Origin of the sequence: Sanguibacter sp. 25GB23B1 (assembly GCF_040012415.1) — a bacterium.
Taxonomy (GTDB): domain Bacteria; phylum Actinomycetota; class Actinomycetes; order Actinomycetales; family Cellulomonadaceae; genus Sanguibacter.
The window spans coordinates 1-21,945 of record NZ_JBDYKL010000037.1; the positions used below are offsets into that span (position 1 = coordinate 1).

The following is a 21,945-nucleotide window of genomic DNA, read 5'->3' on the forward strand; positions in this document are numbered from 1 at the left end:
CCCCCCCCCCCCCCCCCCCCCCCCCCCCCCCCCCCGGACTCGCAGGGACGGTCGGTCAGCTCAGTGCCGTCAGCGTGATCGTGGCGGTGTAGGTGCCGTCGCTGACGTCGACGGGGATCTTCAGATCCAGGCCCGCGCCGAGCGTGGCCGAGCCGAGGGCGTGGCCGAGCGAGGCGTAGCCGAGGGTGGCCGAGGTCGAAAGGCCCTCGCCCCCGAGGAACCCGGAGTCGACCTGGGTGCCCGCCACGGCGTCGCCGCCGCTGAGCACCACGCTGGGGGTCCAGCCCAGGAACGTGGCCGAGAACGACGTATCGGCCGACGCGAAGTCGCTCACCTGGGCGGAGACCGACCACTCCGGGGCGCCAGGTCGGGTATCCGTCACGCGGATGGGGTTGAGCGAGCCGACGGCAGCGTAGTGGTCCCCGGACTTGATGGCCGTGCCCATGTCGACCAGACCGTTGGTGCCGTCGATGTTCCACACGAACTCTCCCGGCGTCGCCTGGGGGATCGTCACCTGCAGCTCCTGGGAGTCCGCGTCGGGTTCGGGCGTCGAGCCGTCGATGAGCGAGACGCTTCCGTCGGCGTTGATGCTGACCTCGGCGTCCATCGCGGCGGCCAGGTTCAGGCGCTGCCAGCTGCCCTCGGTCCCCTTGTCGAGCGGGTATCCGGAGTCGGCGACGGTCAGCTCGAGGACCTGCCGGCGCTGGGCGTCGGTGAGGTCGGGGTGGCTGGAGATGAGCAGGGACTCGGCGTTCGCAGGCACGGTGACCGGCTGGCCGGCCTCGCCGATCTGCGGGAAGTCGTACGACATCCGCTCTGCGTACACCGCGAGAGCCTCGTCGTCGCTGAGGTAGGGAACGTCGGCGGCGATGCAGTTGGCGAGGGTGTCGCCGCAGCCTTCCTCGAGCACGGTGTGGAGCTCGGCGGAGGCCGCCTCGAACAGCACCCGGAACTCGGGGTCGCTCCAGCGGCGTTCGACGATGTGCTGGCCCATCATGCGACCGCCGATGACGTCGAGCGGGTAGTGCGCGCCCATCACGATGCGGTTGTGGCCTGCTTCGGACGTACGGGCCAGGATCTGGGGGGCGAGCTCGGGCAGCAGCGTCGCCAGGGTGGTGCCCTGCCAGTACGCCTGCGAGGTGTGGCCGCTCGGGTACGCGCCGCTGGTCGACGCCCAGGCGTCGCCGCCCTCCTTGTCGCGGTAGACGAGGCTGTCGGCGAAACGGATGTACGGCCGGTCGTAGTCGAAGTAGTTCTTCGACGGGTTGGACGACGAGTAGTAGCCGACGAGGCCACCGCTCTTCGTGAGGAGGGACTGGGTCTTGGGCAGGTCCCCGCCGGCCATGGCGTCCTGGTAGATCGCGCTGAGGTTCTGGCCCAGGCCGTCGGCCATCGACACGGACATGTCCGCGTACTGGTCTACGATGGCACGCTCGACCTGCTCCGGGGTGGCGTTGACGTTGATGTCGACGGTGGTGCTGTCGTTGAGCGCGATGATGTCGGGCCGGTCGGTAACCAGCGCGGAGAACGCGTCGAGGATCGGCACGTAGTCGTACGCCGCGTTCGACGGGTAGTTGTAGCTGAGCTCGTCGGGGGTGAACGGGTCGGCAGCGCTGGCGGGTGCGGCCACTCCGGCGGAGATGAGCACCCCCAGTCCTGTCGCTACGGCCAGCATCGACGCGGAACGGTGCATGGAGGGCATTGGGGCAATCCTCGATCTAGACGGGCGGTAGCAGGGCTCACCGGACATAGGGGGCAAAGCCGACGCTGCCGTGTCTGGCAGGTGAACTAGAGACGGCCAGTGTGGTATGTGAACCTCGGGCGACCGGTTGCGGCGCTGAACCGCGCCTATCGGGCGCGAATGGCCTGGGCTCCGCGAGAGAGGTCACCGCGATCGGACGACGCGACGACGCGTCGCACTCCTAGCTCGGAGGAAGCGATCCGGGTCGCCGATGCCTGCGAGAATCATCGCCATGGCGGTTCTGATCTGGGTGGATGGCTGGCAGATGCAGTGCTGCGGAGAGCCCTTCAGCGTGGGAGATGTGGTCGCCTGGCACGTGGACGATCCCGACTCCGAGTGGCTCAGCGCCGCACTGGGACCCGAGATGGCGCAACGCGTCGCGTATGCCGAGGAACGGCACAGCGAGTCGCCCGACGATCTCCCGCTGCAGCGCGGGTCGGTGATCGCGATTCACGCAGCATTCAGTGAGTACGCCCCGATCAGCGCCGACAGCACGGCGCTCTACCCGGTCAAGGGATCCGCCGTCCTACGAGAGGTACCTCGTGCAGACGGGAGCGACAGGCTCGAGTCCGGGGCGACCTTCAACGGCTATGTGGTCGAGGTCGAGCAAGAGCGCTCCACCATCCCTGCAGCCCGCACTCTCATGTCTAGCGCTACACCCACGCCGCCCGGCCGTGGCGGCGCGCCGGTTCGTCCCTAGCTGTGCTCAGCCGAGGTGTCGGCGAGCAGCCGGAGCGCGTGCTGAGACGGTGAGTCCGGCTCGGCGGTGAGTGCCAGCAGGCGGTGGCCGCTGCCGTCCGTCGTCGTGGTCATGGTGAAGGCGAGCTCGAGCTGTCCCACGCTGGGGTGGCGGTAGTGCTTGGTGCCCTCGCTGCAGCTCGTGACCGGGTGCTCGGCCCAGAGGGCGGCGAACTCGTCGCTGTGAACCACGAGGTCACCGATCAGGTTGGTGAGTGCGGGGTCGTTGGCGTGCTCGCCCGCGGTCAGTCGCAGCGCGGCGACGGCACGGCGTGCCTCGTCGGCCCATGCGCTGTACAGCTCGCGGGTGTGCGGATCGAGGAAGAGCATCCGCAGTGTGTTCGGGCGGTCGTCGGGGTGATCGGGGGCATCACGACGCAGGTGGCCGGCGAGCAGGGCGTGCGCGAGCGGGTTCCAGACCAGCACGTCGTTGCGACGGTTCAGGACGAGCATGGGGACTGCGTCCACCGCCGCGACGAGCTGGCGGGTGGCGACACCGGCGGCCTCCCACCGACGCGGTGAGACTGGTCGCGTCCGGGCAGGGCGTGCTAGGTCGTGCAGGTGGCGTCGCTCGTCGGGCGTCAGTCGCAGCGCACGGCTCAGGGCGTCCAGGACGCTGTCGGACGCCCCGGTGCTCTGCCCCTGTTCAAGGCGTGTGTAGTAGGTGGGGCTGACCCCAGCGAGGTGCGCGAGCTCCTCGCGCCGCAGCCCCGGCACCCGGCGGCGGCCGTGCGAGACCACCCCGATCACCTCCGGGTCGAGCAGCGCACGCCGGCCGCGCAGGAATGCTCCGAACTCGCTGTCGCTGTCCACTGCCCCATCGTCTCCCGCCCCGCGAGCGTCTCCGCACCGCAAGGTGACCCTGATGGGGGTAGTCACGACCAGGCAGGCCTGACCAAGGGGCTGGTTCCCCCACGGTGGACGCACGACGGTGGAGACTCCGGGCCCACCTTCGACGGACCCATCGACGAGCATGAGGAGCACACGTGACGATCCGCAGAACTGCCCTGGTCGTGGGCGCGCACGGAGTCATCGGGACCACCCTGATGGAGCACCTGGCCTCTCTTCCCGACTGGGACGTCATCGGCGTCTCCCGGCGTGGCGGACAGGACAGCGGAACGGTCCGGCACGTGGCCGTCGACCTGCTCGACGCGGATGCCTCGGCGACCGTCCTCGGGACACTGACCGAGGTGACGCACGTGTTCTTCGCCGCGTTCCAGGACCGCCCCACGTGGAGCGAGCTGGTGGCGCCGAACGTCGCGATGCTCGTCAACACCGTCGAGGCGGTCGCGGCAGCGGCCCCTGGCCTGGAGCACGTGAGCCTCATGCAGGGATACAAGGTGTACGGGGCCCATCTCGGCCCGTTCCAGACGCCCGCGCGCGAGGACGATCCCGGCCACCTACCCCCGGAGTTCAACCTCGATCAGCAGCACTACCTCGAGGGCCGCTCCGCCGGTCAGCCCTGGTCATGGTCGGCCCTGCGGCCCTCGGTGGTGTGCGGGACGGCGCTGGGCAACCCGATGAACCTGCTCGCCGTCATCACCGTCTACGCCGCGATGTCCAAGGCTCTCGGCGTGCCCCTGAGGTTCCCGGGCAAGCCTGGTGCCTACGACACGTTGCTGGAGCTCACCGACGCGGGCCTGCTGGCCCGTGCCACGGTCTGGGCTGCGACCGAACCGGCATGTGCAGGCCAGGCGTTCAACATCACCAACGGGGACCTGTTCCGCTGGAACACGATGTGGCCCGTGCTCGCCGAGCTGTTGGACATCCCGGTCGGTGCACCACTGCCGATGTCCCTCACCGACGTGATGGGGGACAAGGCCACGACGTGGGAGCAGATCGTCGCTGAGCACGACCTGCTCCCCACCCCTTTCGCTGACGTGTCGTCCTGGCAGTTCGGCGACGCGGTCTTCTCCTGGGACTACGACTTCCTCGCCGACAGCTCCAAGGCCCGCAGGTTCGGCTTCGCCGAGCACGTGGAGACCCGCGTGATGTTCGCCGACCTCATCGCCGACCTGCGCCAACGCCGGATCATCCCCTGAAGGTGACGGCGGCGTCCCGGTGACTGGCACCGCGCCGGGCACCGTGCCGCTCACGTACGTGTCCGTTCCGTCGCACAGCCCTCGGATGCTGGGTGGATCAGAAGGTGATCATGACCTTGAGGGCTTCACGGTCGTCCATGGCGCGGTAGGCGTCGGGCACCCCGTCGAGGTCGACCGTCCGGTCGAAGACACGGCCGGGGTCGACCGAACCGTCGAGGATCGCGGGCATCAGCTGTTCGATGTAGGCGCGGACGGGAGCGGGGCCACCGGTCAGGGTGACGTTGCCTCCGAAGAGGCTGCCGAAGCCGACCGGGGCGTCCTCGTACTGAGGCACGCCGACACGGCTGATGACTCCGCCAGGGCGCACGATGCGGTACGCCTGCTCGTAGGCGGGCATGTGCCCGACCGCCTCGAGGACCTTCGGCACCCCGTGGCCGCCGGTGAGCTCGCGAACCGTGGCGATCCCTTCCTCGCCGCGCTCGGCGACCACGTCGGTCGCGCCGAGCTCGATGCCGAGGTCGGTGCGGGCGGTGTGGCGTCCCATGAGGATGATGCGTTCGGCGCCCATCTGCTGCGCGGAGAGCACGGCCATGAGGCCGACCGCACCGTCACCGATGACGGCGACGGTGTCACCGGTGGTGACGCCGGCCCGTGCGGCCGCGTGCCACCCGGTGCCGTAGACGTCGGACAGGGTCAGCAGCGACGGCAGGAGCGGCGAGGCCTCGTCGACACCCGGTACCTTGACGAGGGTTCCGTCGGCGTACGGGACCCGGATGGCTTCGGCCTGGCCGCCGCCCATGCCGGGCATGTCCCAGAAGCCGCCGTGCACGCACGAGGTGTACAGGCCCTCCGTGCAGAACTCGCAGGTGCCGTCGGAGAAGGCGAACGGAGCGATGACGAGGTCGCCCGTCGCGAGCGTGCGGACGTCCGCACCGATCTCCTCGACGACGCCGATGAACTCGTGCCCCATGGACACACCGCTCGGGCTCTTCTGCATGCCGTGATAGGGGTGCAGGTCGGACCCGCACACGCAGGCCCTGACGATGCGGACCACAGCATCTGTGGGGTCCTGCAGCTGCGGGTCGGGTGCGTCGACGATGCGGACGTCGCCCGCGCCGAACATGTAGGTGGCTCTCATGCTTCTCTCCAGGGGTGAGGGGAACAGGTAGGACGTGCAGGGGTGGTGACCGGTCACTCCGCCGAGCGGAGCGTGATGGTGAGCTCGTCGGCCCGGTTCTCGAGGGCGGCGGCGTCGTCGTAGGTACCGAGGGGGACGATCCCCGAGAAGTAGCCCACGTCCTCGTAGTAGAGGATGAGGGCCTGGTCGGGGACGTAGTAGCCGATGGTGAGCGCCGGTGCGGCGCTCCCGGCCGGTGCGCCGTCGAGGTCCAGCGGCACAGGAAGCTCCGCGAGCTTCTCCTGACCACCGAAGTCGCGGAGTGGCAAGGTGAGAGGAAGCTGCGCGACGAGCGACGCCGAGGTGGCGCTGGCGTCGAGCTCCCCGGTGGTCTGGTGGCCGTCGAGCTCGATGACGATCGGTGTGGTGGTGGACACCGGAGCGGGGGACGGGGCGGGTCCCGCGGGGGTAGGTGTCGGCGTCCCGGTCGCGGGCGATGCGTCCGGTACGGGGGACGAGGTGCAGGACGTCAGGAGGGCGACGAGCGTCAGTCCCGCGCCGAGGGCGGCGAGTCGTATCGGTGTTCGGGTCATCGGTCTCTTCCTGTCCGGGGTGCGGTGAGCGGTGATCAGGGCTTCATGGGGAATGCCGTGTGACGGCCGAGGAACGTGACGGTCAACGCGACCAGGGCGAGGCCGACCATGACGACGGGGAGGACGCTGCCGGCGAAGCTGCCGATGACCACGGCGCCGAGCACGCCGGCAGCGAAGATGGCGACGTTGAAGGCCACGCCGAGCATGGAGTTCGCGACGTCGGCGTTCTCGCCGCTGGCGATGCTCATGGCCGTCTGCAGCTGGGCCGCCGCTCCACCGAACGCGACACCCCAGACGACGATCGCGACGAGGACCGCGACGACTGACTCGTTCCCCACGATGAAGATGACGCCAGCGAGGATGAACAAGGAGACGCTGGCCAGGACGAGCGGCCGCAGCGTGCGATCGATGACGGCGCCGGTGATGCCGATGCCGATCAGGGCCGCGACGCCGAAGACGACCAGCGCGACGTCGACAGAGAGGTCGAGGCCCCCGGAGCCGAGGTAGGCGGAGATGTACGTGTACACGGTGTTGTGCGCGAGCATCCACGCGACGATCACAGAGAGGATGACGGCGACGCCCGGCAGGCGCAGGACGCGGAGCAGCGGGGCCTGGGTATCCGCGGCCTGACCAGGGGCGTCGGGGACGAGCGCGCCGGCGAGCGCGGCGGCGATGGCCGTCAGGAGAGCCAGCGTGGCGAAGGACCAGCGCCAGTCGAACGTCGTTCCGAGCCATGAACCGAAGGGCGTCCCGACGGCCAGGCCCACCGGCACGCCGAGCGAGGCGATCGCCAACGCCCTGCCTGTGTGCTCGGGTGCGGTGATGCGCCGCGCATACCCCGCGGTCATGCCCCAGAGCAGACCGGAGAACGCACCGGCGACCAGGCGTGCCGCCAGGGACACGGCGATCTCGCTGGCGAGCACCGTCACGATGTTCGCGGCGAGGAACCCCAGGATGCCCACGAGGAAGACCGGCTTGCGCCGCATCCCTCGGGTCATGGCGACGGCGGGGATCGCCGCGACGACCGTTCCCAGGGCGTAGACGCTCACGAGCTGACCCGCGAGGCCTTCGCTGATCCCCATCCCTGTGGCGATCTGAGGAAGCAGGCCCGCTGGCATGGTCTCGGTGGCGATGAGGAGGAAGCCCATCAGCGCCATGACCAGCAGAGCAGCCACGGGCAGGCGCTCGTCCTGGTCCGACGGGGCATCGGGGATGCCCCGGGTCGGGGAGCCGGAGACACGCTCGTGGGGCGTGAGGTCGGCGCTCACGCTGTCGAGACGGCCCGGCGCGGATCCTGAGACCACAGCGGCAGCTCCTTCCAGTCGCTCGTGTGTGATCTCCATCTGAGCGGACCGACCGACGGTGGAGAAGTCACTGGCGGGAGGTGTACCACCAGGGCACCCCACGCCGGCGACCGGCGTCGTAGCGTTTGCTGCATGGACAACAAGGCCGAGGTGCGCGACTTCCTCACCAGCCGCCGCGCGAAGCTGACGCCTCGCGACGTCGGCATGCCGGACGTCGGTCAGCGACGCGTGCCCGGCCTGCGCCGCGGCGAGGTAGCCGCCCTGGCGGGGGTCAGCATCGAGTACTACTCCAAGCTCGAGCGCGGCGCCCTGTCAGGCGTGAGCACCTCTGTGCTGGACGCGATCTCGCGGGCGCTGCAGCTGGAGGAAGCCGAGCGCGCTCACCTCTTCCACCTCGCCCAGGACGCCGACGGCACCAGCGCGATCCTGCGCCCACGGCGACGCACCAGGCGTGCGTGGACCCCGACGCCCACCCTCCAGTGGGCGCTGGATGCGATCACCCACGGTCCGGCCATCGTCCGCAACGGGCGGATGGACCTCCTTGCCAGCAACCAGCTGGGGCGAGCGATGCACTCCTCGCTCTACGAACGAGCCGGCACCGAGGTGCCGAACTTCGCTCGCTACACCTTTCTCGACGACGACTCTCGACGGTTCTATCCCCGTTGGGACACCGCTGCCGACACGTGCGTCTCGATCCTGCGCACCGAGGCCGGTCGGGACCCCCACGACAAGCCGATGCACGACCTCGTCGGTGAGCTGTCCACCCGCAGCGACGACTTCCGACGACGCTGGAGCAGCCACGACGTCCGCCTGCACGGTGCCGGAACGAAGCAGTTCCACCACACCGCGGTCGGTGACCTCGACCTCGCCTACGAGAGCCTCGACATGGTCTCCGAACCCGGACTCACACTCACCATCTACGCCGCCGAACCGGCCTCGCGAACCGCGGAGGCCCTCGCCCTGCTCGCGTCCTGGGGTGTCCCTGTGAGAGCGGCTGACGCGACGGCGGATGCTAGTAGGTGAACTGCGCGGCGCGGGAGCGCAGGTCGGCGGACAGCTGAGCGAGCTCGGCGATGGACTGCCCGACCTGGCCGAGCACCTCGGAGGTCGACGCTGCCGAGGCCGCGACGCCCGTGATGTTCGAGGCGATCTCGGCAGACCCTGTCGCGGCCTCGGCGACCGAGCGGGACATCTCGTTGGTCGTCGCCGTCTGCTCCTCGACCGACGAGGCGATCGTCAGCTGGTAGTCGTTGATGGACGCGATGATCGCCGCGATCTCCGCGATCGCGTCGACAGCACCCGCGGTGTCGACCTGGATCGTCGCGACGCGCCGCGAGATGTCGTCGGTCGCTCGCGCGGTCTCCTGAGCGAGCTCCTTGACCTCACCGGCGACGACCGCGAACCCCTTGCCGGCCTCACCTGCACGCGCCGCCTCGATCGTCGCGTTCAACGCCAGCAGGTTCGTCTGCTCCGCGATGGACGTGATCGCCTTGACGACGTTCCCGATCTCGGCCGACGACACACCCAGCTTCGCGATCGTGTCGTTCGTCGCCGCCGCCACACCCGTCGCCTGGCTCGCGACCTTCGCGGCCTGGTTCGCGTTCTGCGCGATCTCCCGGATCGACGCGCCCATCTGCTCCGCGCCCGCCGCGACCGTCTGGACGTTCATGCTCACCACGGACGCCGCCGAGGCGACCACATCCGCCTGGGCGCTGGTGTCGTCCGACCCCGAAGCCACCTGAGAGTTCGCCGCCGACAGCTCCTCTGCTGCTGCCGCGACCGTCACCGCGGTCTCCACGACGCCCGCCATGGTCGCGCGCAGCGACTCCTGAGCGACAGCGAGGTCCTGCGCCATCTGCCCGATCTCGTCGTTGCCCGGCACGTCCGCCGGGACCGTCAGGTCACCGCGCGCCATCGCCGCGAGCGAGGCACGCACACGGTTGACCCCCCGACGCATCGAGCCCGCCATGACGAACGCGAGCGACAGGACGACCACGAGGGCGCCGACGATCGAGACCGTCAGGAGCTTCACCGACGTGTCTGCCTTGTCTGCGGCCTCCGCCGCGAGCTCGTCGGACTGTGCGATGAGCGCGGCGTCGAGCTCGTCGAGGTGACCCGCGAACGCCGAGGTCAACGGGACGCTGACATCGAGGAGCAGCGCCTCGTACTCGCCTGTGCCCGCGTTCTCGAGCGCTGCGGGTACGAGCTGGGTGTCGCGGACGGTGATCCACGCGGCGTAGTCCTCGAGGAACGCCGTCCAGCTCGGCAGCGTTGCCGCGTCCGTGAGGTTGAACTCGTCGAACTTCTCCTGCTGCGACGCGTCGTTGTCGGCCTGCCGCTTGAGCCACTCGGCCTTGCCCTCCTCAGAGTGGACGGCCGCGAGGTTCGCGATCGTCATCCGGGCGGCCATCTGCTTGATGTGGATCTGGCTCCGGAGGAAGACCGGTCCGCTCTGGCTCGCAGCGAGCTGCGCCGTCGTGTCGGCGATCGACCTCATCGAGCCCACCGCGAGGGCGCCTGCGCCCGCGGCGACCAGACCCAGAAGGGTGACGACCGACAGGATCTTCGTACGGATCGACCAGTCGCGCAGGCTGAGGCCCCGGGCGCGCGACCTGCCCTCGCCGGCTGCTGAGAAGGGCGTTGTCGAGCTCATGGCAGATCCTGTCGTCGATCACGCGTCGTTGTCGCGCGTGGGTCACGTCGCGGCGGTCTCGCGGGCGTGAGGCGGTCGTGGTTCTGGCCGCAGCCTGCGTCGACGCTCGTCGGACCGGTTGCGGCACTTCGACCGGGAAGATCGACCTGTCACCAGGGCGGATGAGGGGTCTTCGCTCGCTCGCGCTCGCTGTGCGCACTCTCATCCCTGACAATTCGGACGATCGGCCACGGGGGCGGGACCTTGGGCCCAGGTGAGCAGGCCTGGCGCACCAGGACGTGCCCCCCGCCCCGGGAGGGGCGAGGGGCACGTGGTCGAGGACGACGTCCGTCCTCGAGGGGTCAGCCGGTCAGGTTCAGCGCACCAGCGTGAGCAGTCCCGGTCGGTAGGGGAGCCGGCCGTAGTCGCCGCCCGAGCTCGGGGAGCGGCCCTGGTAGAGCAGCCGGAGGTTGCACGGGTCGACGGTCATGGTCTGGTCCGCGGACGTGCGGAGCAGCTCACCGTGGCTGATGTCGTTGGTCCAGGTGGCGCCGCTGTTGGCCTTGCCGGCGAAGGGGTTGCCCTCGGTGGCGGCCTGCGGGGTCCAGGTGCCGCCCAGGCTCGTGGCCGTGAACGAGCGGAAGTAGCGGCCCTGTGCGCCGATGGCTTCGACGATCATGAGGTACTGGTTCTGGCCCTGGACCTTGTACACCTGGACGGCCTCGAAGAGGTTGTTCGTCGTGTCGCTCATGACGACGGTCGAGGACGAGCCGAAGTTCCCCGGGAAGTTCCCCAGCGGCATGCTCGTGCGGTAGATCTTGCCGTTGTCCCCGGCGAAGAACAGGTACATGGTCGAGCCGTCAGCGATGAGCGCCTGGTCGATCGGGCCGGTCGAAGACCCGGTGATGGTGCCGGTGAACAGCGTCTGAGGTGCCGACCAGCTGTTCACGTCGGACGGGTTGGTCGAGGTCCGGTAGGAGAAGGACGGCCCACCCCACTGGTACGCCATGACCCAGATGTTCTTCGGGGCGAAGTAGAACAGCGACGGTGCGACAGCGGTGAACGGCATCGAGTTCTGCGTCGCCGAGGCCATCTCGGAGTAGTTCGTGAACGGGCTGAAGTTCATCGACCCCCACGACGAGCCGTTGTCGTGCGTCGTGGCGTAGACGAGCTGCTTGCCGTCGTACGGGGCGACCGTGAAGTCCTTGAGCGACGCCCATCCCGATCGCGGCTCGGCGAGCGAGCCGGACGACGTCCAGCGATAGGACGACGGAAGGGTGCAGGTGCCGCCGGTGGGCGGCGGGTCGGGCGTCGTCACGGCGCCGACGCGGACGAGCTGCCACTGCTGGTTGGCCCCGCCCCAGCTGGAGTACTGGACGATGTTGCCGCCGTCGGCGGTGGACGCGCCTTGGACCTCGAGGGCCTTGCCCGAGTTGCGGTTGAGCAGCGTGACGTACCCGCCGGCCACGTCCTGGAGCCGGAACTGCTGGTTCGTCTGGTTGCGGTCGGTGTACTGGACGATCGACGCGCTGTCGGCGGTCGAGAAGTTGTAGACGTCGAGGACCTTCCCCGAGAGCTTGGACTTGATCCGGTAGTAGCCGTTCCCGGAGTCGACGAACTGCCACTGCTGCTGGGCGCCGTCGTTGCGGGTCCACTGGGTGATGCGTGCGCCGTCGGCGGTCGAGAGGTTGTAGACGTCGAGGGCCTTGCCGCTGCCGCGGTTGACCAGGACGTACGACGCGTTGACGTCGATCGTGGCGGCAGAGGCCGCCGGTGCGGCGGCCACGGCCAGGACGCCTGCTGACACTGCGGTCGCGACCGCGACCAGTGCGGACGCCCACCGGCGCCGGATGCTCTGCGCGGGGCTCGTCGTCCCGCGCTGACCTGCTCGTCTCATCGTGCTCTCCTTCGAGTCATCGGTGTGGCGAGGTCCCGGCCGGCACACGGGCCGGCCGGGACCGGGATGCGTCTGGTCAGCCGACGCGGACGAGCTGCCACTGCTGGTTGGCCCCGCCCCAGCTCGTGTACTGGACGATGTTGCCGCCGTCGGCGGTGGAGGCGCCCTGGACCTCGAGCGCCTTGCCCGAGTTCCGGTTGATGATCGTCAGGTACCCGCCGGAGGACGTCACCTTGAACTGCTGGTTGGTCTGGTTGCGGTCGGTGTACTGGACGACCGATGCGCTGTCGGCGGTCGAGAAGTTGTAGACGTCGAGGACCTTCCCCGAGAGCCGGGACTTGAGCCGGTAGTACCCGTTCCCGGAGTCGACGAACTGCCACTGCTGCTGGGCGCCGTCGTTGCGGGTCCACTGCGTGATGCGTGCGCCGTCGGCGGTCGAGAGGTTGTAGACGTCGAGGGCTTTGCCGCTGCCGCGGTTGACCAGGACGTACGACGCGTTGACGTCGATCGCACCGTTCGACGGCGGCGTGGTGGGCGGGGTGCTCACCGCGTTCAGCGCGTTGAGCGTCGAGGTGTAGGCGGCCTTCTTGGCGCCGGCCGCGTCGAAGAGCAGCGGGTTGGCACCGGTACGCCAGGAGTCGTTGTCCCGCACGCCCCAGACCGTGATGCCGGTGCAGCGGGTGACGGCGAGGCACGCCTGCGTGACCTGGCGGTAGGCGTTGGCCTGGTTGCTGCCCTGCTCGATGTCGAGCTCGGTGATCTGGACGTCGACACCGAGGTCGGCGAAGCGCTGGAGGTTGGCCTGGTAGTCGGCCGGCATTCCCGTGCCCAGGTGGCTCTGGAAACCGACGCAGTCGATGGGGACTCCGCGGGCCTTGAAGTCCTTGACCATGTTGTAGACGCCCGTCGACTTCGCGTTGATGCCGTCGGTGTTGTAGTCGTTGTAGCAGAGCTTGGCGCCGGGGTCGGCGGCGCGGGCGGCGCGGAAGGCGGCCTCGATCCAGTCGTTGCCGGTGCGTTGGAGGTTGGAGTCACGCCGTCCGCCGCCGTTGCCGTCGGCGAAGGCCTCGTTGACGACGTCCCAGGAGTGGATCTTGCCCTTGTAGTGGGTGGCGACCTGGGTGATGTGGTTGAGCATGGCGTTGCGCAACGCCGTCCCGGACATGTTCTGCATCCAGCCGGGCTGCTGGGAGTGCCAGGCGAGGGCGTGGCCGCGGACCTGCTTGCCGTTGGCCAGGGCCCAGCTCACGATCTGGTCGCCGCGCGTGTACGTGAACTGGCCCTGGTTGGGCTCCGTGGCGTCCATCTTCATCTCGTTCTCGGCCGTGATCATCGAGAACTCACGGTTCGCGATGCTCGTGTAGGCCGAGTCGCTGAGCTTGTTCGCGGCGATCGCGGTGCCGTAGTAGCGCCCGCTCTGGGCCGCGGCGTCTCCGAGGTTGTCCTCAGCAGCCTGTGCAGGCGCCGATACCGCGAGCCCGGTGGCCGCGGTCGTGATGGTCAGCAGGGCGGCGAGCAGTCCGTGCCGGACGCCTCGTGGTGTCGTCTGCATGCGTACCTCTCTCGTGAGATCAGCGTCGTCGCCGTCGACGGCGCGCAGGTTCTCCGAGCTTCCGGGCCGGTCGGCGCACCGCGAAGTCTCGACGAAACCGCTGATGTTTGCGTTCACATTGGCATGGTGAAGCTCATGAGGGAAGCAGTTCGTCCCTATGTGAAACGTTTCTCACGAATGTTGACGCTGGCGCACGAGCATGCGTGCGGGTACGGATCGAGTCGTCGACGGCAGTGCCACAGTGCACCGCCGTCCGTCCCTCACCCTTGGCCGACGTAGCCTTCCGCTCCGCCAGGGGCGAACGGCAGCGGCAGCCCGTCGAGGAGCATCTGGCCTGCTCGCACCTTGGTCACGTAGACGTCGGAGTTCCACAGCGCAGCGAGCGCCTCGGCGTCCTCCTGCGAGTAGCCCGCGTCCCAGTACGCGCCATAGGCGAGCTCGCCCGGCTCCGCCAGCACGTCACCGGCTCCTGGCAGGATGGGCAGCACCTCGCCGTCGAGGAGCATCTGGCCGGCGCGCGCCTTGGCCTGGTCCAGCTCGACGGCCCAGAGCTCGCTCAGCATCATCTCGTCGTAGAAGGAGTACCCCGCGGCCTCGAGTGCCTCGAAGTGCTCCTGCGTGTACACGAGGTCCGGCGCTGGCGTGACCGGTACAGGCGTGACGGGCGCAGGCGCAGGCGCAGGCGTGACCGGGTCCGTGCTCGTTGCGGTCGGCAAGGGCTGGCCGTCGAGGATCATCTGACCCGCACGGGCCTTCGTCGCCGTGGCGTCGCTGTGCCACAGCGCGCTGAGGCGCAGGACGTCGTCGACCGTGTGGTTGGCGCCCCAGAAGGCGTCGTACTGCTCCCGCGTGTACCCCTCGGGCATCGCCGACCAGTCCACGCCGACCGCCTGCGCGAGGTTCTCGACACCGCGCGCCAGGTCCGAGTAGGGGTTGGCGGCCGCCGCGGCCCCAGCGCCGGCGACTGCCAACGCGGACGTCACGACGCCTGCGGCGAAGATCCGCCCGCCGTGACGGGCAAAGCTCTTGCCGGGCGAGGTCTGTGGCGCTCGCGCCGCCAGCTGTGCCTCGATCCGGGACGCGACGAACATCGCGTCCGGCTCCGCTGACTCGCGCGAGGCGAACGCGCGAGCGATGCGCTCGGTCAGCTGGTCTTCCGAGGCTCGCAGGTTCTTGTTCATCGCTTCTCCGGTGTGGTGGTGTCGAGGTGTCGCAGGGTGGCCAGCGCGCGGGACGCGTGGGAACGGACCGTGGCGCCCGAGGTGCCGAGGACCGTCGCGATCTCCGCGTCGGCAAGGCCCTCGTAGTAGCGCAGGACGAGGACGGTGCGTTGTCGCGGGGGCAGGCCGTCCAGGAGACGCCACATCGCGTCGTCCTCGACGACGTGCTGGGCGTGGTCGAGCCCCGGGTCGGTGTGGACCGCGAGGACCTCGTCCGTCACCGGGTGGATGGTGCGCACGTGCCACCGTCGCCGCCAGGAGAGGTGCTCGTTGGTCACCATGCGACGCAGGTAGAGGTCCGGCCGCCCCATGAGGGCGATCCGCGTCCACCGCTCGTGTGCACGCAGGAGGACCTCCTGGACGAGGTCCGCTGCCGTGTGGCCGTCGCCGGTCAGCACCGTCGCGTAGCGGAGCAGGCCGGGCAGGTGCGCCCGGACCACGTCGTCGAGCAGTCGGGTCGCGCCCCCCTGCGGCACCACCTCGTCCTCCGCGCTCCGCAGCGCGGACCCCACTCCCGGACGGTCCGGGGCGAGCCCGATCCGGGGTATCGAGACAGCGGCGCTGTCCGGGCTCACGGAGTCGACCCACGTACTCATCGGTGCACCGCCACGAGGTTGTCGAGTGCCGTGAGCGGGTCGAGCCCCGCGTCGCTAGCTGGCCGGGGGAGAGGGAGGGGATCGAGACACCGCAGGAGCAGCCGCTCGACGACGGCGGCACGCCGGACGATCTCGAACCCGTCGAGTTCACCCGGCAGGATCCGCACCTCCACCGTGTCACGCACCGGGCGGGGCGTGACGAGCTGGACGAGGTTGACGTCGGCGTACTTCGTCAGACCTACCGATCGAGCGGACTCCTGCAGCCGCGTCCAGCCCGTGCGGCCGTCCGCGTCCTCCCACGGCTGCTCGACGAGCTCGACGAGCGCCGCCGGGAGCGGTGCGAGACGACGGCACGCCGAGTTCGTGCCGAGGGCCGCCCAGAGCACCCCGCGCCAGTGCGCGAAGAGCCGGACGAGGTTCGCGAACGCTGCGGGGTCCCGGAATGGAGCACCGTCGACGTGCAGGTGCACAGCCGCCTCCTGCGGGACTGTGAAACCCAGCTCCCGTGCCGGCACGAGCAACGCCTCGAGCGACGTCGCGTGCTCGCTGACGAGCGGTGGTGTGATGATCTCGCACGGGCGCTCGCGCCCCTTCGGCAGAGGCATCGCCACCGCCACGGTCGTGCCGGTCGCGTCGTTGACGCGGACCGCGGCCGGGAACTTCTCGACCTCCACGCCGAAGAGCGCCGCCACCGGTTCGAGCACCGACTGCATGGGCGCACCCGCGTCGGCGTGCCGCTCGATGAGGCGGAGCAGCCGCGTGTCGTCGCAGAGGACCCGGTACCAGCCGCGGTGACCAGGCGGCCCTGCGCTCGCGGCGAGGTCCGACTCGATGGTGATGTCGTCGACGAGTCGCGCAACCGGGTGACCGGTCGCGTCGGTCACGTCGAAGGCGGGGGACAGGTGCCGGAAGACCCCGACGCCCGGCACCGTCGACGGCTCGCTGTCCATGTGGAACGAGCGGCGGACGGTCCCGTCGTGCCGGCTCGCGACAGCGTCGGCCAGCACCTGCCGGTCGGAGCCGGCGGGCGCGAGCAGCTCGATCTCGAATCCGGTGCGCAGGGACAGTGCGTCCACGGTCGTCTCCTCGTGCGTCAGGTCGTCGATGGTACCGGGCGCCACGGTCAGGAGGCGGCGGGGGTACCGGTCGGCGCGACCGGGAGGGCCTCGCCGTCGAGGATCATCTGGCCGGCGAGCGTCTTGGTCTCGAGGAAGTCGGTCTCCCAGAGAGCGCTGAGGGCCTCGGCGTCCTCACCCGTGTAGCCCGCGGCCCAGAAGGCCTCGAGCTGGTTGCCGGTGGCGATGGCGGCGGGGTCGGCCGGGTCGAGCGGTGCCTCGGCCTCGTCCGGTCCGCTCGGAGCGACCGGTACCGTCAGGCCGTCGAGGATCATCTGGCCTGCACGAGCCTTCGTCTCCGTGTCCTCGGTGTCCCACAGCGCGTTGAGCTCGAGGACGTCGTCGTAGCTGTAGCCCATCTGCCAGAACGCCTCGTACTGCTCGGCCGTGAAGCCCTCGGGCATCGTGGACTGATCGGCCTCGGGGATGGCGTCGGCCTCCGTGGTGGAGTCGTCACCGGCGATCGCCGCACCGGCGCCGGCGATCGAGAGCCCGGCGGCGACGACTCCAGCCGTCATGATGCGGCGGCGGCGCGAGCCGGGTGCGGTGGAGCGGGTGGTGGGGTTCATCAGGTCCTCCAGGAGGTGAGCGGATGTGCTTGCCCTCTTAGAACGCGGCTCGACGCCCAGGTGTGGAGCCGGGAAGCGGAGCAGTTCTTCGACGTGCCCGGCGGGCGGCTCCTAGACTCGCCGGACCAGGCTCTCGAGCGAGGGAGAACACCATGCCCCGGTACGTCATCGGCCCCGACGTCGCGCTGCACCTCGTCGCGGTGGAGCACCGCGTCCCGCCGGGGCAGCAGCTCCTCGCGCCGGCGCTCGTCCGCTCCCAGGCGCTCTCGCTCCTCTACTGCGCCGTGCGGCGCGGCGAGCTCACGTCCGCGGACGCCCAGCGCCGGATGGACGGCGTGCGCGGGCTGCGCCTGCGGCTGCTCGGTGACCGTGTGCTGCAGCGCGTCGCGTGGCAGATCGCCGACGAGCTCGACCTTCCCGACACGCTGACCGCCGAGTACCTGGCGCTCACCCGGTTGCAGGCCGACGCGTTCGTCACCCTCGACCCCGACGTCGCTGAGATCGCCCGGCGGGTCGTCGCCGTCGCACCGGTCGAGGACCTCGTCGGTTGAGCAGCGCCGACGAGCACGCCGTCGCCGAGCTCCGTGCGGTGCTCGCGCGCTCGGTCGAACGCCTCGACGCGGCGGGCGCCCGGGAGGAGGCGCTCGCCGAGCTCGTCGAGCCCCGCCGGGTCCTCCTGGTCCGACGAGAGGCTGTGCTCCGCCGCGTCGGGCAGGCGTGGCGGCTCGGTGCGCTCATGCTCGGGCGGGACGGCACGCTCTACGCGACCGGTGCGCTCGTCCGCGCCCGTGAGGCGGGCGTCCGCAACTACCAGTCGCAGTCCGCCGAGGACCGCCGGGACCTGCGCGCTGCCGCGCTGCGCGGGAAGTTCGCGCCGGGGGAGACGGTCAACCACGGCTGGCACGTGATCCGCCTCGACGTCGAGGCTCTGCGGTCCGGCGACGGCCCGGTCTTCGTCAGGCCCGACGGCACGCTCGCGGTCCGCTGGAACGCCGCCCTCGGTGACGCTGCTGCGCGGGACGTCGCGGCGTACCTCGACGAGCGGGTGGGGCTGCTCGTCGACCCGCTCGACATCCCCTGACCGCGGGACGGACCTCTCGTCCCCGAGCCACCGGTGACACGCGCCGGAGGGGCGGGCTCAGTCCACGAGGCGCGCGAACGCGTCGTCGACGGCTTGCCAGGGTGCGGTCTCCGGGTCCTCGTCCACCCACCAGATGAGTCCGGCGAGCGCCGTGCTCTGCACGGACCAGGCGAACACGTGGGCGCGGAGGCGATCGACACCGGGTTGCGCGAGGGCGAAGTCGTAGAGGCTCTCGCGCCACAGCTGGAAGGGGGTCGACGTGCTGCTCTGCAGCTCGGGCGTCCGTCCGACGATGCGGATGCGGTGGTGGGCGGTCGGGTCGACCTCGCCGTCGCGGATCATGCCGACGAGGGCGGTGCGGGCGCGCTCGATGAGCGGCGCGTCGGGCGAGGTGCGCTCGAGCGCGGCGGCGAGGATCTCGAAGGCGCCGTTGAGCGGCCCCCACACGATGTCGGCCTTCGTGGGGTACCGGCGGAAGATCGTGCGCGACGTGACGCCCACCTCGGCGGCGATGTCCGCGACGGAGACCTCGTGGAAGCCACGCTCGGCCCAGAGCCGGAGGGCGACGGCCTCGATCTCCTCGGCGGTGACGACGAGCGGTCGGCCGCGAGGTGCCCTGGCGGTCGCGTCGTCGGTCATGCACGAGACCTTAGTCGCACAGGGCCCTGGTCGCCGAGCCACTTACGTCATAGAGTGACGTAAAGGCTGTCGGTCCCGTCCGGCAGCGCCCACACCCCCTGGACACCGACGTCCGGGAAGAGAAGGAGCACCACATGACCGGATCGACGTCCTGGGACCACACCTACGACGTGGTCGTCGTCGGGACCGGCGCTGCCGGCCTGGCCACGGCCATGGGCGCCGCGGACGAGGGCCTCCGGGTCCTCCTCCTCGAGAGCACCGGGAAGTGGGGCGGCAACACGGCCATGTCCGGGGGTGGCATGTGGATGCCCGACAACCCCCTCATGCAGCGCGACCGCGCCGGCGACTCCCGCGAGGAGGCGCTCACCTACCTCGAAGCCACGGTCGGCGACGAGGGCCGGGCCACCTCCCGGGCCCGCAAGGAGGCGTTCGTCGACGGCGTCGCCGACGTCGTCACCACTGCAGAGAAGTACGGCGTCGTGTTCGCCCGCGCGGCCGACTACCCCGACTACTACCCGGAGCTCCCGGGCGGGAAGATCGGCCGCAGCCTCGAGGTGAAGCCCTTCGACCTCAAGAAGATCGGTGCATGGTGGACGACCTGCCAGGCGCCCGCAGCCCTCCCGGTGAAGACCGACGACGTCTGGCTCCTCGGCCGCGCCTGGTCCACGCCCGGCGGGTTCGTGCGCGGCGCACAGCTCGTCTTCCGGGCGCTCGGCGGCGTGGTCACCGGCAAGAAGCTCGGCGGCATCGGGGCCGGCTTCGCCGCCGCGTTCCTCGACGTCGCCGTCCAGCAGCTCGGCTCGGACCTCTGGCTGAACGCACCGCTCGACGACCTCGTCGTCGAGGACGGACGCGTGGTCGGTGTGCGGACGCTGCGCGACGGGAAGCCCGTCACCGTCGGCGCGACGCGTGGCGTCATGCTCGCCGGCGGCGGTTTCGACCACAACACCGACCTCCGCCAGAAGCACCACGGGATCGACGGCGCACCATCAGGCGCCCCGGGCAACCTCGGGCGGCCCATCGAGATCGCGCAGGAGAACGGCGCGGCGCTCGAGCTCATGGACGACGCATGGTGGGGCGGGTCGATCGCCGCGGCGCCCGGCCACGACCCCGCCTTCATCGTCGGCGAGCGGTCCCTGCCCTACTCGATCATGCTCGACGCCCAGGGCGACCGCTTCGCCAACGAGTCGGAGTCCTACGTCGACCTCGGTCACCACATGCTCGAGCACGACAAGGACGGCCCGTACTGGATGGTCGGCGACGTGCGCCACGCCCGCCGCTACCTGCGCACCTTCGCGATGGACCCGAGGAACAACAAGGCGATGAAGGAGGCCGGGATCCTCGTCAAGGCGGACACGCTCGCCGAGCTCGCGACGAAGCTCGACATGGACCCCGCCCGGCTCAAGACGACCATCCAGCGCTTCAACGGCTTCGCGCGCGCCGGGGTCGACGGCGACTTCGGCCGCGGCAACTCCGCCTACGACCGCTACTACGGCGACCCGACCGTGCATCCCAACGCCTGCCTCGGGCCGCTCGAGAAGGGCCCGTTCACCGCGTTCAAGGTGGTCATCGGGGATCTCGGCACCAAGGGTGGCGTCGTCACCGACGCCGACGCTCGCGCGCTGCGCGAGGACGGCACCGTCATCGAGGGCCTCTACTCGGCCGGCAACAACTCCGCTTCCGTCATGGGGCGGACGTACCCCGGCCCCGGCTCGACCATCGGACCGGCGGTCGTGTTCGGCGTCCGCGGGGCGCGGCACATGGCACGGCAGGCCGCCTGACCACCCGACCGGCCGGCGGGCTCGGGGCTCGGCCTCAGCCCGGCGAGGCCTCGGTGAGCAGGTCGGCCTGCCAGAGGTCGGGTCCGAAGACCTCGTACTGGATGTCCTGCGGCGGCACGCCCAGCTCGATGAGGTCGCTGCGGACCGCCTGCATGAAGGGCAGCGGGCCGCAGAGGTAGTAGCCGGCGCCGTCCGGCAGGTCGACCTTCTCGACGTCCATGAGCCCCTCGAAGACGCCGTCGAGCGGGACCGTGGACTCCGCGCCGCGCTCGTACCAGGCGTGGACGGAGGCGTTGGGCAGCGCGCGGACGTCGTCGAGCACCTGGCGCCGGAGAGCGAACGAGCTCTCGTCGAGGTCGGCGTGCAGCACCCGGACAGGGAGGTGCGAGCCCGCCTGGACGAGGTGGGAGAGCATCCCGGCCATCGGCGTGATGCCGATGCCCGCGCTCGCGAAGACGAGCGGGCGCGAGTCGTCCAGGACCACGTCGCCGAAGGGCAACGACATCGTCAGGACGTCCCCGACCTCGGTCGACGTGCAGAGGAACGTCGACACCTCGCCGTCCGGGTGGATCCCGCCACGGACGCGCTTGACCGAGAACTGGCGGCGCTCACCGTCGTCGGCCCGGGTGAGGCTGTACTGGCGCGGCTGGTGGACACCGTCCGGCATCGGGACCCTGACGGTGACGTACTGGCCCGGCAGGGACGTCCGCACGAGCCGGTCGTCGACGCGCTTGACGACGAAGGTCGTGACGTCGTCGGTCTCGACGACCTTCTGCTCGACCTGCCACTGGCGCCACACCGTCTCCGGGCGCACCCCGCGCGCGCTGTAGAGGCCACGCTCCTGGTTGATGAGCGCGTACGCCATGAGCCAGTAGACCTCGTCCCACGCGGCGGCCACCTCGGGAGTGACGGCGTCGCCGAGCACGTCGACGATCGCCCAGAAGAGGTGCTCGTGCACGACCGTGTACTGCTCCGGCCGGATGCCGAGCGACGCGTGCTTGTGCGCGACGCGCGAGAGCAGGTGCTCGGGCAGCTGCTCGGGCGTCTTCACGAGCGCGGACGCGAATGCGGCGACGGAGCCGGCCAGCGCCACCTGCTGCGTGCCCTGCGCCTGGTTGCCACGGTTGAACGTGCCGTCGAGCAGCTCCGGACGAGCCGCGAACATGTGCTCGTAGAAGCGCTGCGCAATCTGCGGGATGTGCTGCGCGACCACCTGCAACGTCGCTTCGATGACAGGTCGCGAACGGTCAGAGAGCATCTGTGCTCCTCCATCGGAGACCCGGTCGCCCCCTGGCGGCCGGTTTTGCCACCATAACAGCGGGCCTCGT

20 protein-coding genes are annotated in these 21,945 nt (G+C 70.2%); 6 read left to right on the plus strand and 14 right to left on the minus strand.

Annotated elements, in window-relative coordinates:
- Nucleotides 1-55 precede the first annotated feature (55 nt).
- Nucleotides 56-1,702, minus strand: a complete 1,647-nt coding sequence (locus ABKW26_RS16930; protein WP_348595162.1) for a phosphatase PAP2 family protein — start codon at nt 1,700-1,702, stop codon at nt 56-58.
- Between the two features lie 271 nt (nt 1,703-1,973).
- On the opposite strand from ABKW26_RS16930, the gene ABKW26_RS16935 reads away from it, so the two are divergent.
- Nucleotides 1,974-2,441 carry a DUF6578 domain-containing protein gene (locus ABKW26_RS16935; RefSeq protein ID WP_348595164.1) on the plus strand — a complete coding sequence of 156 codons (468 nt, stop codon included), beginning with the start codon at nt 1,974-1,976 and terminating at the stop codon, nt 2,439-2,441.
- On the opposite strand, the gene ABKW26_RS16940 is transcribed toward ABKW26_RS16935, so the two are convergent.
- Complete coding sequence (locus tag ABKW26_RS16940) at nt 2,438-3,292, minus strand: helix-turn-helix transcriptional regulator (RefSeq protein ID WP_348595165.1); 855 nt, start codon at nt 3,290-3,292, stop codon at nt 2,438-2,440. The two genes, ABKW26_RS16935 and ABKW26_RS16940, sit on opposite strands and share 4 nt — an antisense overlap.
- 173 nt (nt 3,293-3,465) lie before the next feature.
- Here ABKW26_RS16940 and ABKW26_RS16945 point away from each other — a divergent pair, with 173 nt between their 5' ends.
- Nucleotides 3,466-4,521 carry an SDR family oxidoreductase gene (locus ABKW26_RS16945; RefSeq protein WP_348595166.1) on the plus strand — a complete coding sequence of 352 codons (1,056 nt, stop codon included), beginning with the start codon at nt 3,466-3,468 and terminating at the stop codon, nt 4,519-4,521.
- Nucleotides 4,522-4,618: 97 nt separating this feature from the next.
- On the opposite strand, the gene ABKW26_RS16950 is transcribed toward ABKW26_RS16945, so the two are convergent.
- From ABKW26_RS16950 to ABKW26_RS16960, 3 genes are read right to left on the minus strand one after another with little or no spacing between them, the layout of a single operon-like run.
- Nucleotides 4,619-5,659, minus strand: coding sequence for an alcohol dehydrogenase catalytic domain-containing protein (locus tag ABKW26_RS16950; RefSeq protein ID WP_348595168.1), 1,041 nt, complete (start codon nt 5,657-5,659; stop codon nt 4,619-4,621).
- A 53-nt stretch (nt 5,660-5,712) separates the two neighbouring features.
- Nucleotides 5,713-6,231 (minus strand): cyclophilin-like fold protein, encoded by a 519-nt coding sequence (locus ABKW26_RS16955; RefSeq protein WP_348595170.1) that lies wholly within the window; start codon nt 6,229-6,231, stop codon nt 5,713-5,715.
- 35 nt (nt 6,232-6,266) lie between these two features.
- Entirely contained in the window at nt 6,267-7,535 is a 1,269-nt protein-coding gene (locus ABKW26_RS16960; protein WP_348595172.1) for an MFS transporter, read from the minus strand.
- A 132-nt stretch (nt 7,536-7,667) separates the two neighbouring features.
- Here ABKW26_RS16960 and ABKW26_RS16965 point away from each other — a divergent pair, with 132 nt between their 5' ends.
- Nucleotides 7,668-8,558, plus strand: a complete 891-nt coding sequence (locus ABKW26_RS16965) for a helix-turn-helix transcriptional regulator (RefSeq protein WP_348595174.1) — start codon at nt 7,668-7,670, stop codon at nt 8,556-8,558.
- Here the strand turns inward: ABKW26_RS16965 and ABKW26_RS16970 are convergent.
- From ABKW26_RS16970 to ABKW26_RS17000, 7 genes are all read right to left on the minus strand, one after another.
- Nucleotides 8,548-10,188 carry a methyl-accepting chemotaxis protein gene (locus ABKW26_RS16970; protein WP_348595175.1) on the minus strand — a complete coding sequence of 547 codons (1,641 nt, stop codon included), beginning with the start codon at nt 10,186-10,188 and terminating at the stop codon, nt 8,548-8,550. The genes ABKW26_RS16965 and ABKW26_RS16970 overlap by 11 nt on opposite strands.
- A 355-nt stretch (nt 10,189-10,543) precedes the next feature.
- Nucleotides 10,544-12,064 (minus strand): non-reducing end alpha-L-arabinofuranosidase family hydrolase, encoded by a 1,521-nt coding sequence (locus ABKW26_RS16975; RefSeq protein WP_348595177.1) that lies wholly within the window; start codon nt 12,062-12,064, stop codon nt 10,544-10,546.
- Between the two features lie 76 nt (nt 12,065-12,140).
- Nucleotides 12,141-13,616, minus strand: coding sequence for an endo-1,4-beta-xylanase (locus tag ABKW26_RS16980; RefSeq protein WP_348595227.1), 1,476 nt, complete (start codon nt 13,614-13,616; stop codon nt 12,141-12,143).
- Nucleotides 13,617-13,876: 260 nt separating this feature from the next.
- A complete protein-coding gene (locus ABKW26_RS16985; RefSeq protein WP_348595179.1) occupies nt 13,877-14,797 on the minus strand; it encodes a hypothetical protein in 921 nt (306 codons plus the stop codon).
- Nucleotides 14,794-15,432 carry a SigE family RNA polymerase sigma factor gene (locus tag ABKW26_RS16990; RefSeq protein WP_348595180.1) on the minus strand — a complete coding sequence of 213 codons (639 nt, stop codon included), beginning with the start codon at nt 15,430-15,432 and terminating at the stop codon, nt 14,794-14,796. Before ABKW26_RS16990 ends, ABKW26_RS16985 begins: the two co-directional genes overlap by 4 nt.
- The gene (locus tag ABKW26_RS16995) at nt 15,429-16,508 is read right to left on the minus strand and encodes an amidoligase family protein (RefSeq protein ID WP_348595181.1); all 1,080 of its coding nucleotides are present in this window, start codon (nt 16,506-16,508) and stop codon (nt 15,429-15,431) included. Before ABKW26_RS16995 ends, ABKW26_RS16990 begins: the two co-directional genes overlap by 4 nt.
- Nucleotides 16,509-16,555: 47 nt before the next feature.
- Nucleotides 16,556-17,116, minus strand: coding sequence for a hypothetical protein (locus tag ABKW26_RS17000; protein ID WP_348595183.1), 561 nt, complete (start codon nt 17,114-17,116; stop codon nt 16,556-16,558).
- A 152-nt stretch (nt 17,117-17,268) separates the two neighbouring features.
- Between ABKW26_RS17000 and ABKW26_RS17005 the strand changes: the two genes are divergently transcribed.
- Both ABKW26_RS17005 and ABKW26_RS17010 read left to right on the plus strand, forming a co-directional pair.
- Nucleotides 17,269-17,667 carry a hypothetical protein gene (locus tag ABKW26_RS17005; RefSeq protein ID WP_348595184.1) on the plus strand — a complete coding sequence of 133 codons (399 nt, stop codon included), beginning with the start codon at nt 17,269-17,271 and terminating at the stop codon, nt 17,665-17,667.
- On the plus strand, nt 17,664-18,197 hold the full coding sequence (locus ABKW26_RS17010; protein WP_348595186.1) for a hypothetical protein: 534 nt from the start codon (nt 17,664-17,666) through the stop codon (nt 18,195-18,197). Before ABKW26_RS17005 ends, ABKW26_RS17010 begins: the two co-directional genes overlap by 4 nt.
- Before the next feature lie 57 nt (nt 18,198-18,254).
- Here the strand turns inward: ABKW26_RS17010 and ABKW26_RS17015 are convergent, their stop codons facing one another.
- Nucleotides 18,255-18,836: a TetR family transcriptional regulator gene (locus ABKW26_RS17015; RefSeq protein WP_348595187.1), complete on the minus strand. Its 582-nt coding sequence runs from the start codon at nt 18,834-18,836 to the stop codon at nt 18,255-18,257.
- A gap of 134 nt (nt 18,837-18,970) precedes the next feature.
- Between ABKW26_RS17015 and ABKW26_RS17020 the strand changes: the two genes are divergently transcribed.
- Nucleotides 18,971-20,617, plus strand: a complete 1,647-nt coding sequence (locus tag ABKW26_RS17020) for an FAD-dependent oxidoreductase (RefSeq protein ID WP_348595189.1) — start codon at nt 18,971-18,973, stop codon at nt 20,615-20,617.
- Between the two features lie 34 nt (nt 20,618-20,651).
- On the opposite strand, the gene ABKW26_RS17025 is transcribed toward ABKW26_RS17020, so the two are convergent.
- On the minus strand, nt 20,652-21,875 hold the full coding sequence (locus ABKW26_RS17025) for a globin domain-containing protein (RefSeq protein WP_348595190.1): 1,224 nt from the start codon (nt 21,873-21,875) through the stop codon (nt 20,652-20,654).
- Nucleotides 21,876-21,945: the final 70 nt, after the last annotated feature.

Bases quoted from the DNA above. Each gene is read 5' to 3' on its own strand.
- ABKW26_RS16930 (WP_348595162.1), bottom strand. From the start codon at position 1,702: ATGCCCTCCATGCACCGTTCCGCGTCGATGCTGGCCGTAGCGACAGGA.
- ABKW26_RS16935 (WP_348595164.1), top strand. From the start codon at position 1,974: ATGGCGGTTCTGATCTGGGTGGATGGCTGGCAGATGCAGTGCTGCGGA.
- ABKW26_RS16950 (WP_348595168.1), bottom strand. From the start codon at position 5,659: ATGAGAGCCACCTACATGTTCGGCGCGGGCGACGTCCGCATCGTCGAC.
- ABKW26_RS16955 (WP_348595170.1), bottom strand. From the start codon at position 6,231: ATGACCCGAACACCGATACGACTCGCCGCCCTCGGCGCGGGACTGACG.
- ABKW26_RS16965 (WP_348595174.1), top strand. From the start codon at position 7,668: ATGGACAACAAGGCCGAGGTGCGCGACTTCCTCACCAGCCGCCGCGCG.
- ABKW26_RS16970 (WP_348595175.1), bottom strand. From the start codon at position 10,188: ATGAGCTCGACAACGCCCTTCTCAGCAGCCGGCGAGGGCAGGTCGCGC.
- ABKW26_RS16975 (WP_348595177.1), bottom strand. From the start codon at position 12,064: ATGAGACGAGCAGGTCAGCGCGGGACGACGAGCCCCGCGCAGAGCATC.
- ABKW26_RS16980 (WP_348595227.1), bottom strand. From the start codon at position 13,616: ATGCAGACGACACCACGAGGCGTCCGGCACGGACTGCTCGCCGCCCTG.
- ABKW26_RS16985 (WP_348595179.1), bottom strand. From the start codon at position 14,797: ATGAACAAGAACCTGCGAGCCTCGGAAGACCAGCTGACCGAGCGCATC.
- ABKW26_RS16990 (WP_348595180.1), bottom strand. From the start codon at position 15,432: ATGAGTACGTGGGTCGACTCCGTGAGCCCGGACAGCGCCGCTGTCTCG.
- ABKW26_RS17000 (WP_348595183.1), bottom strand. From the start codon at position 17,116: ATGAACCCCACCACCCGCTCCACCGCACCCGGCTCGCGCCGCCGCCGC.
- ABKW26_RS17005 (WP_348595184.1), top strand. From the start codon at position 17,269: ATGCCCCGGTACGTCATCGGCCCCGACGTCGCGCTGCACCTCGTCGCG.
- ABKW26_RS17015 (WP_348595187.1), bottom strand. From the start codon at position 18,836: ATGACCGACGACGCGACCGCCAGGGCACCTCGCGGCCGACCGCTCGTC.
- ABKW26_RS17020 (WP_348595189.1), top strand. From the start codon at position 18,971: ATGACCGGATCGACGTCCTGGGACCACACCTACGACGTGGTCGTCGTC.
- ABKW26_RS17025 (WP_348595190.1), bottom strand. From the start codon at position 21,875: ATGCTCTCTGACCGTTCGCGACCTGTCATCGAAGCGACGTTGCAGGTG.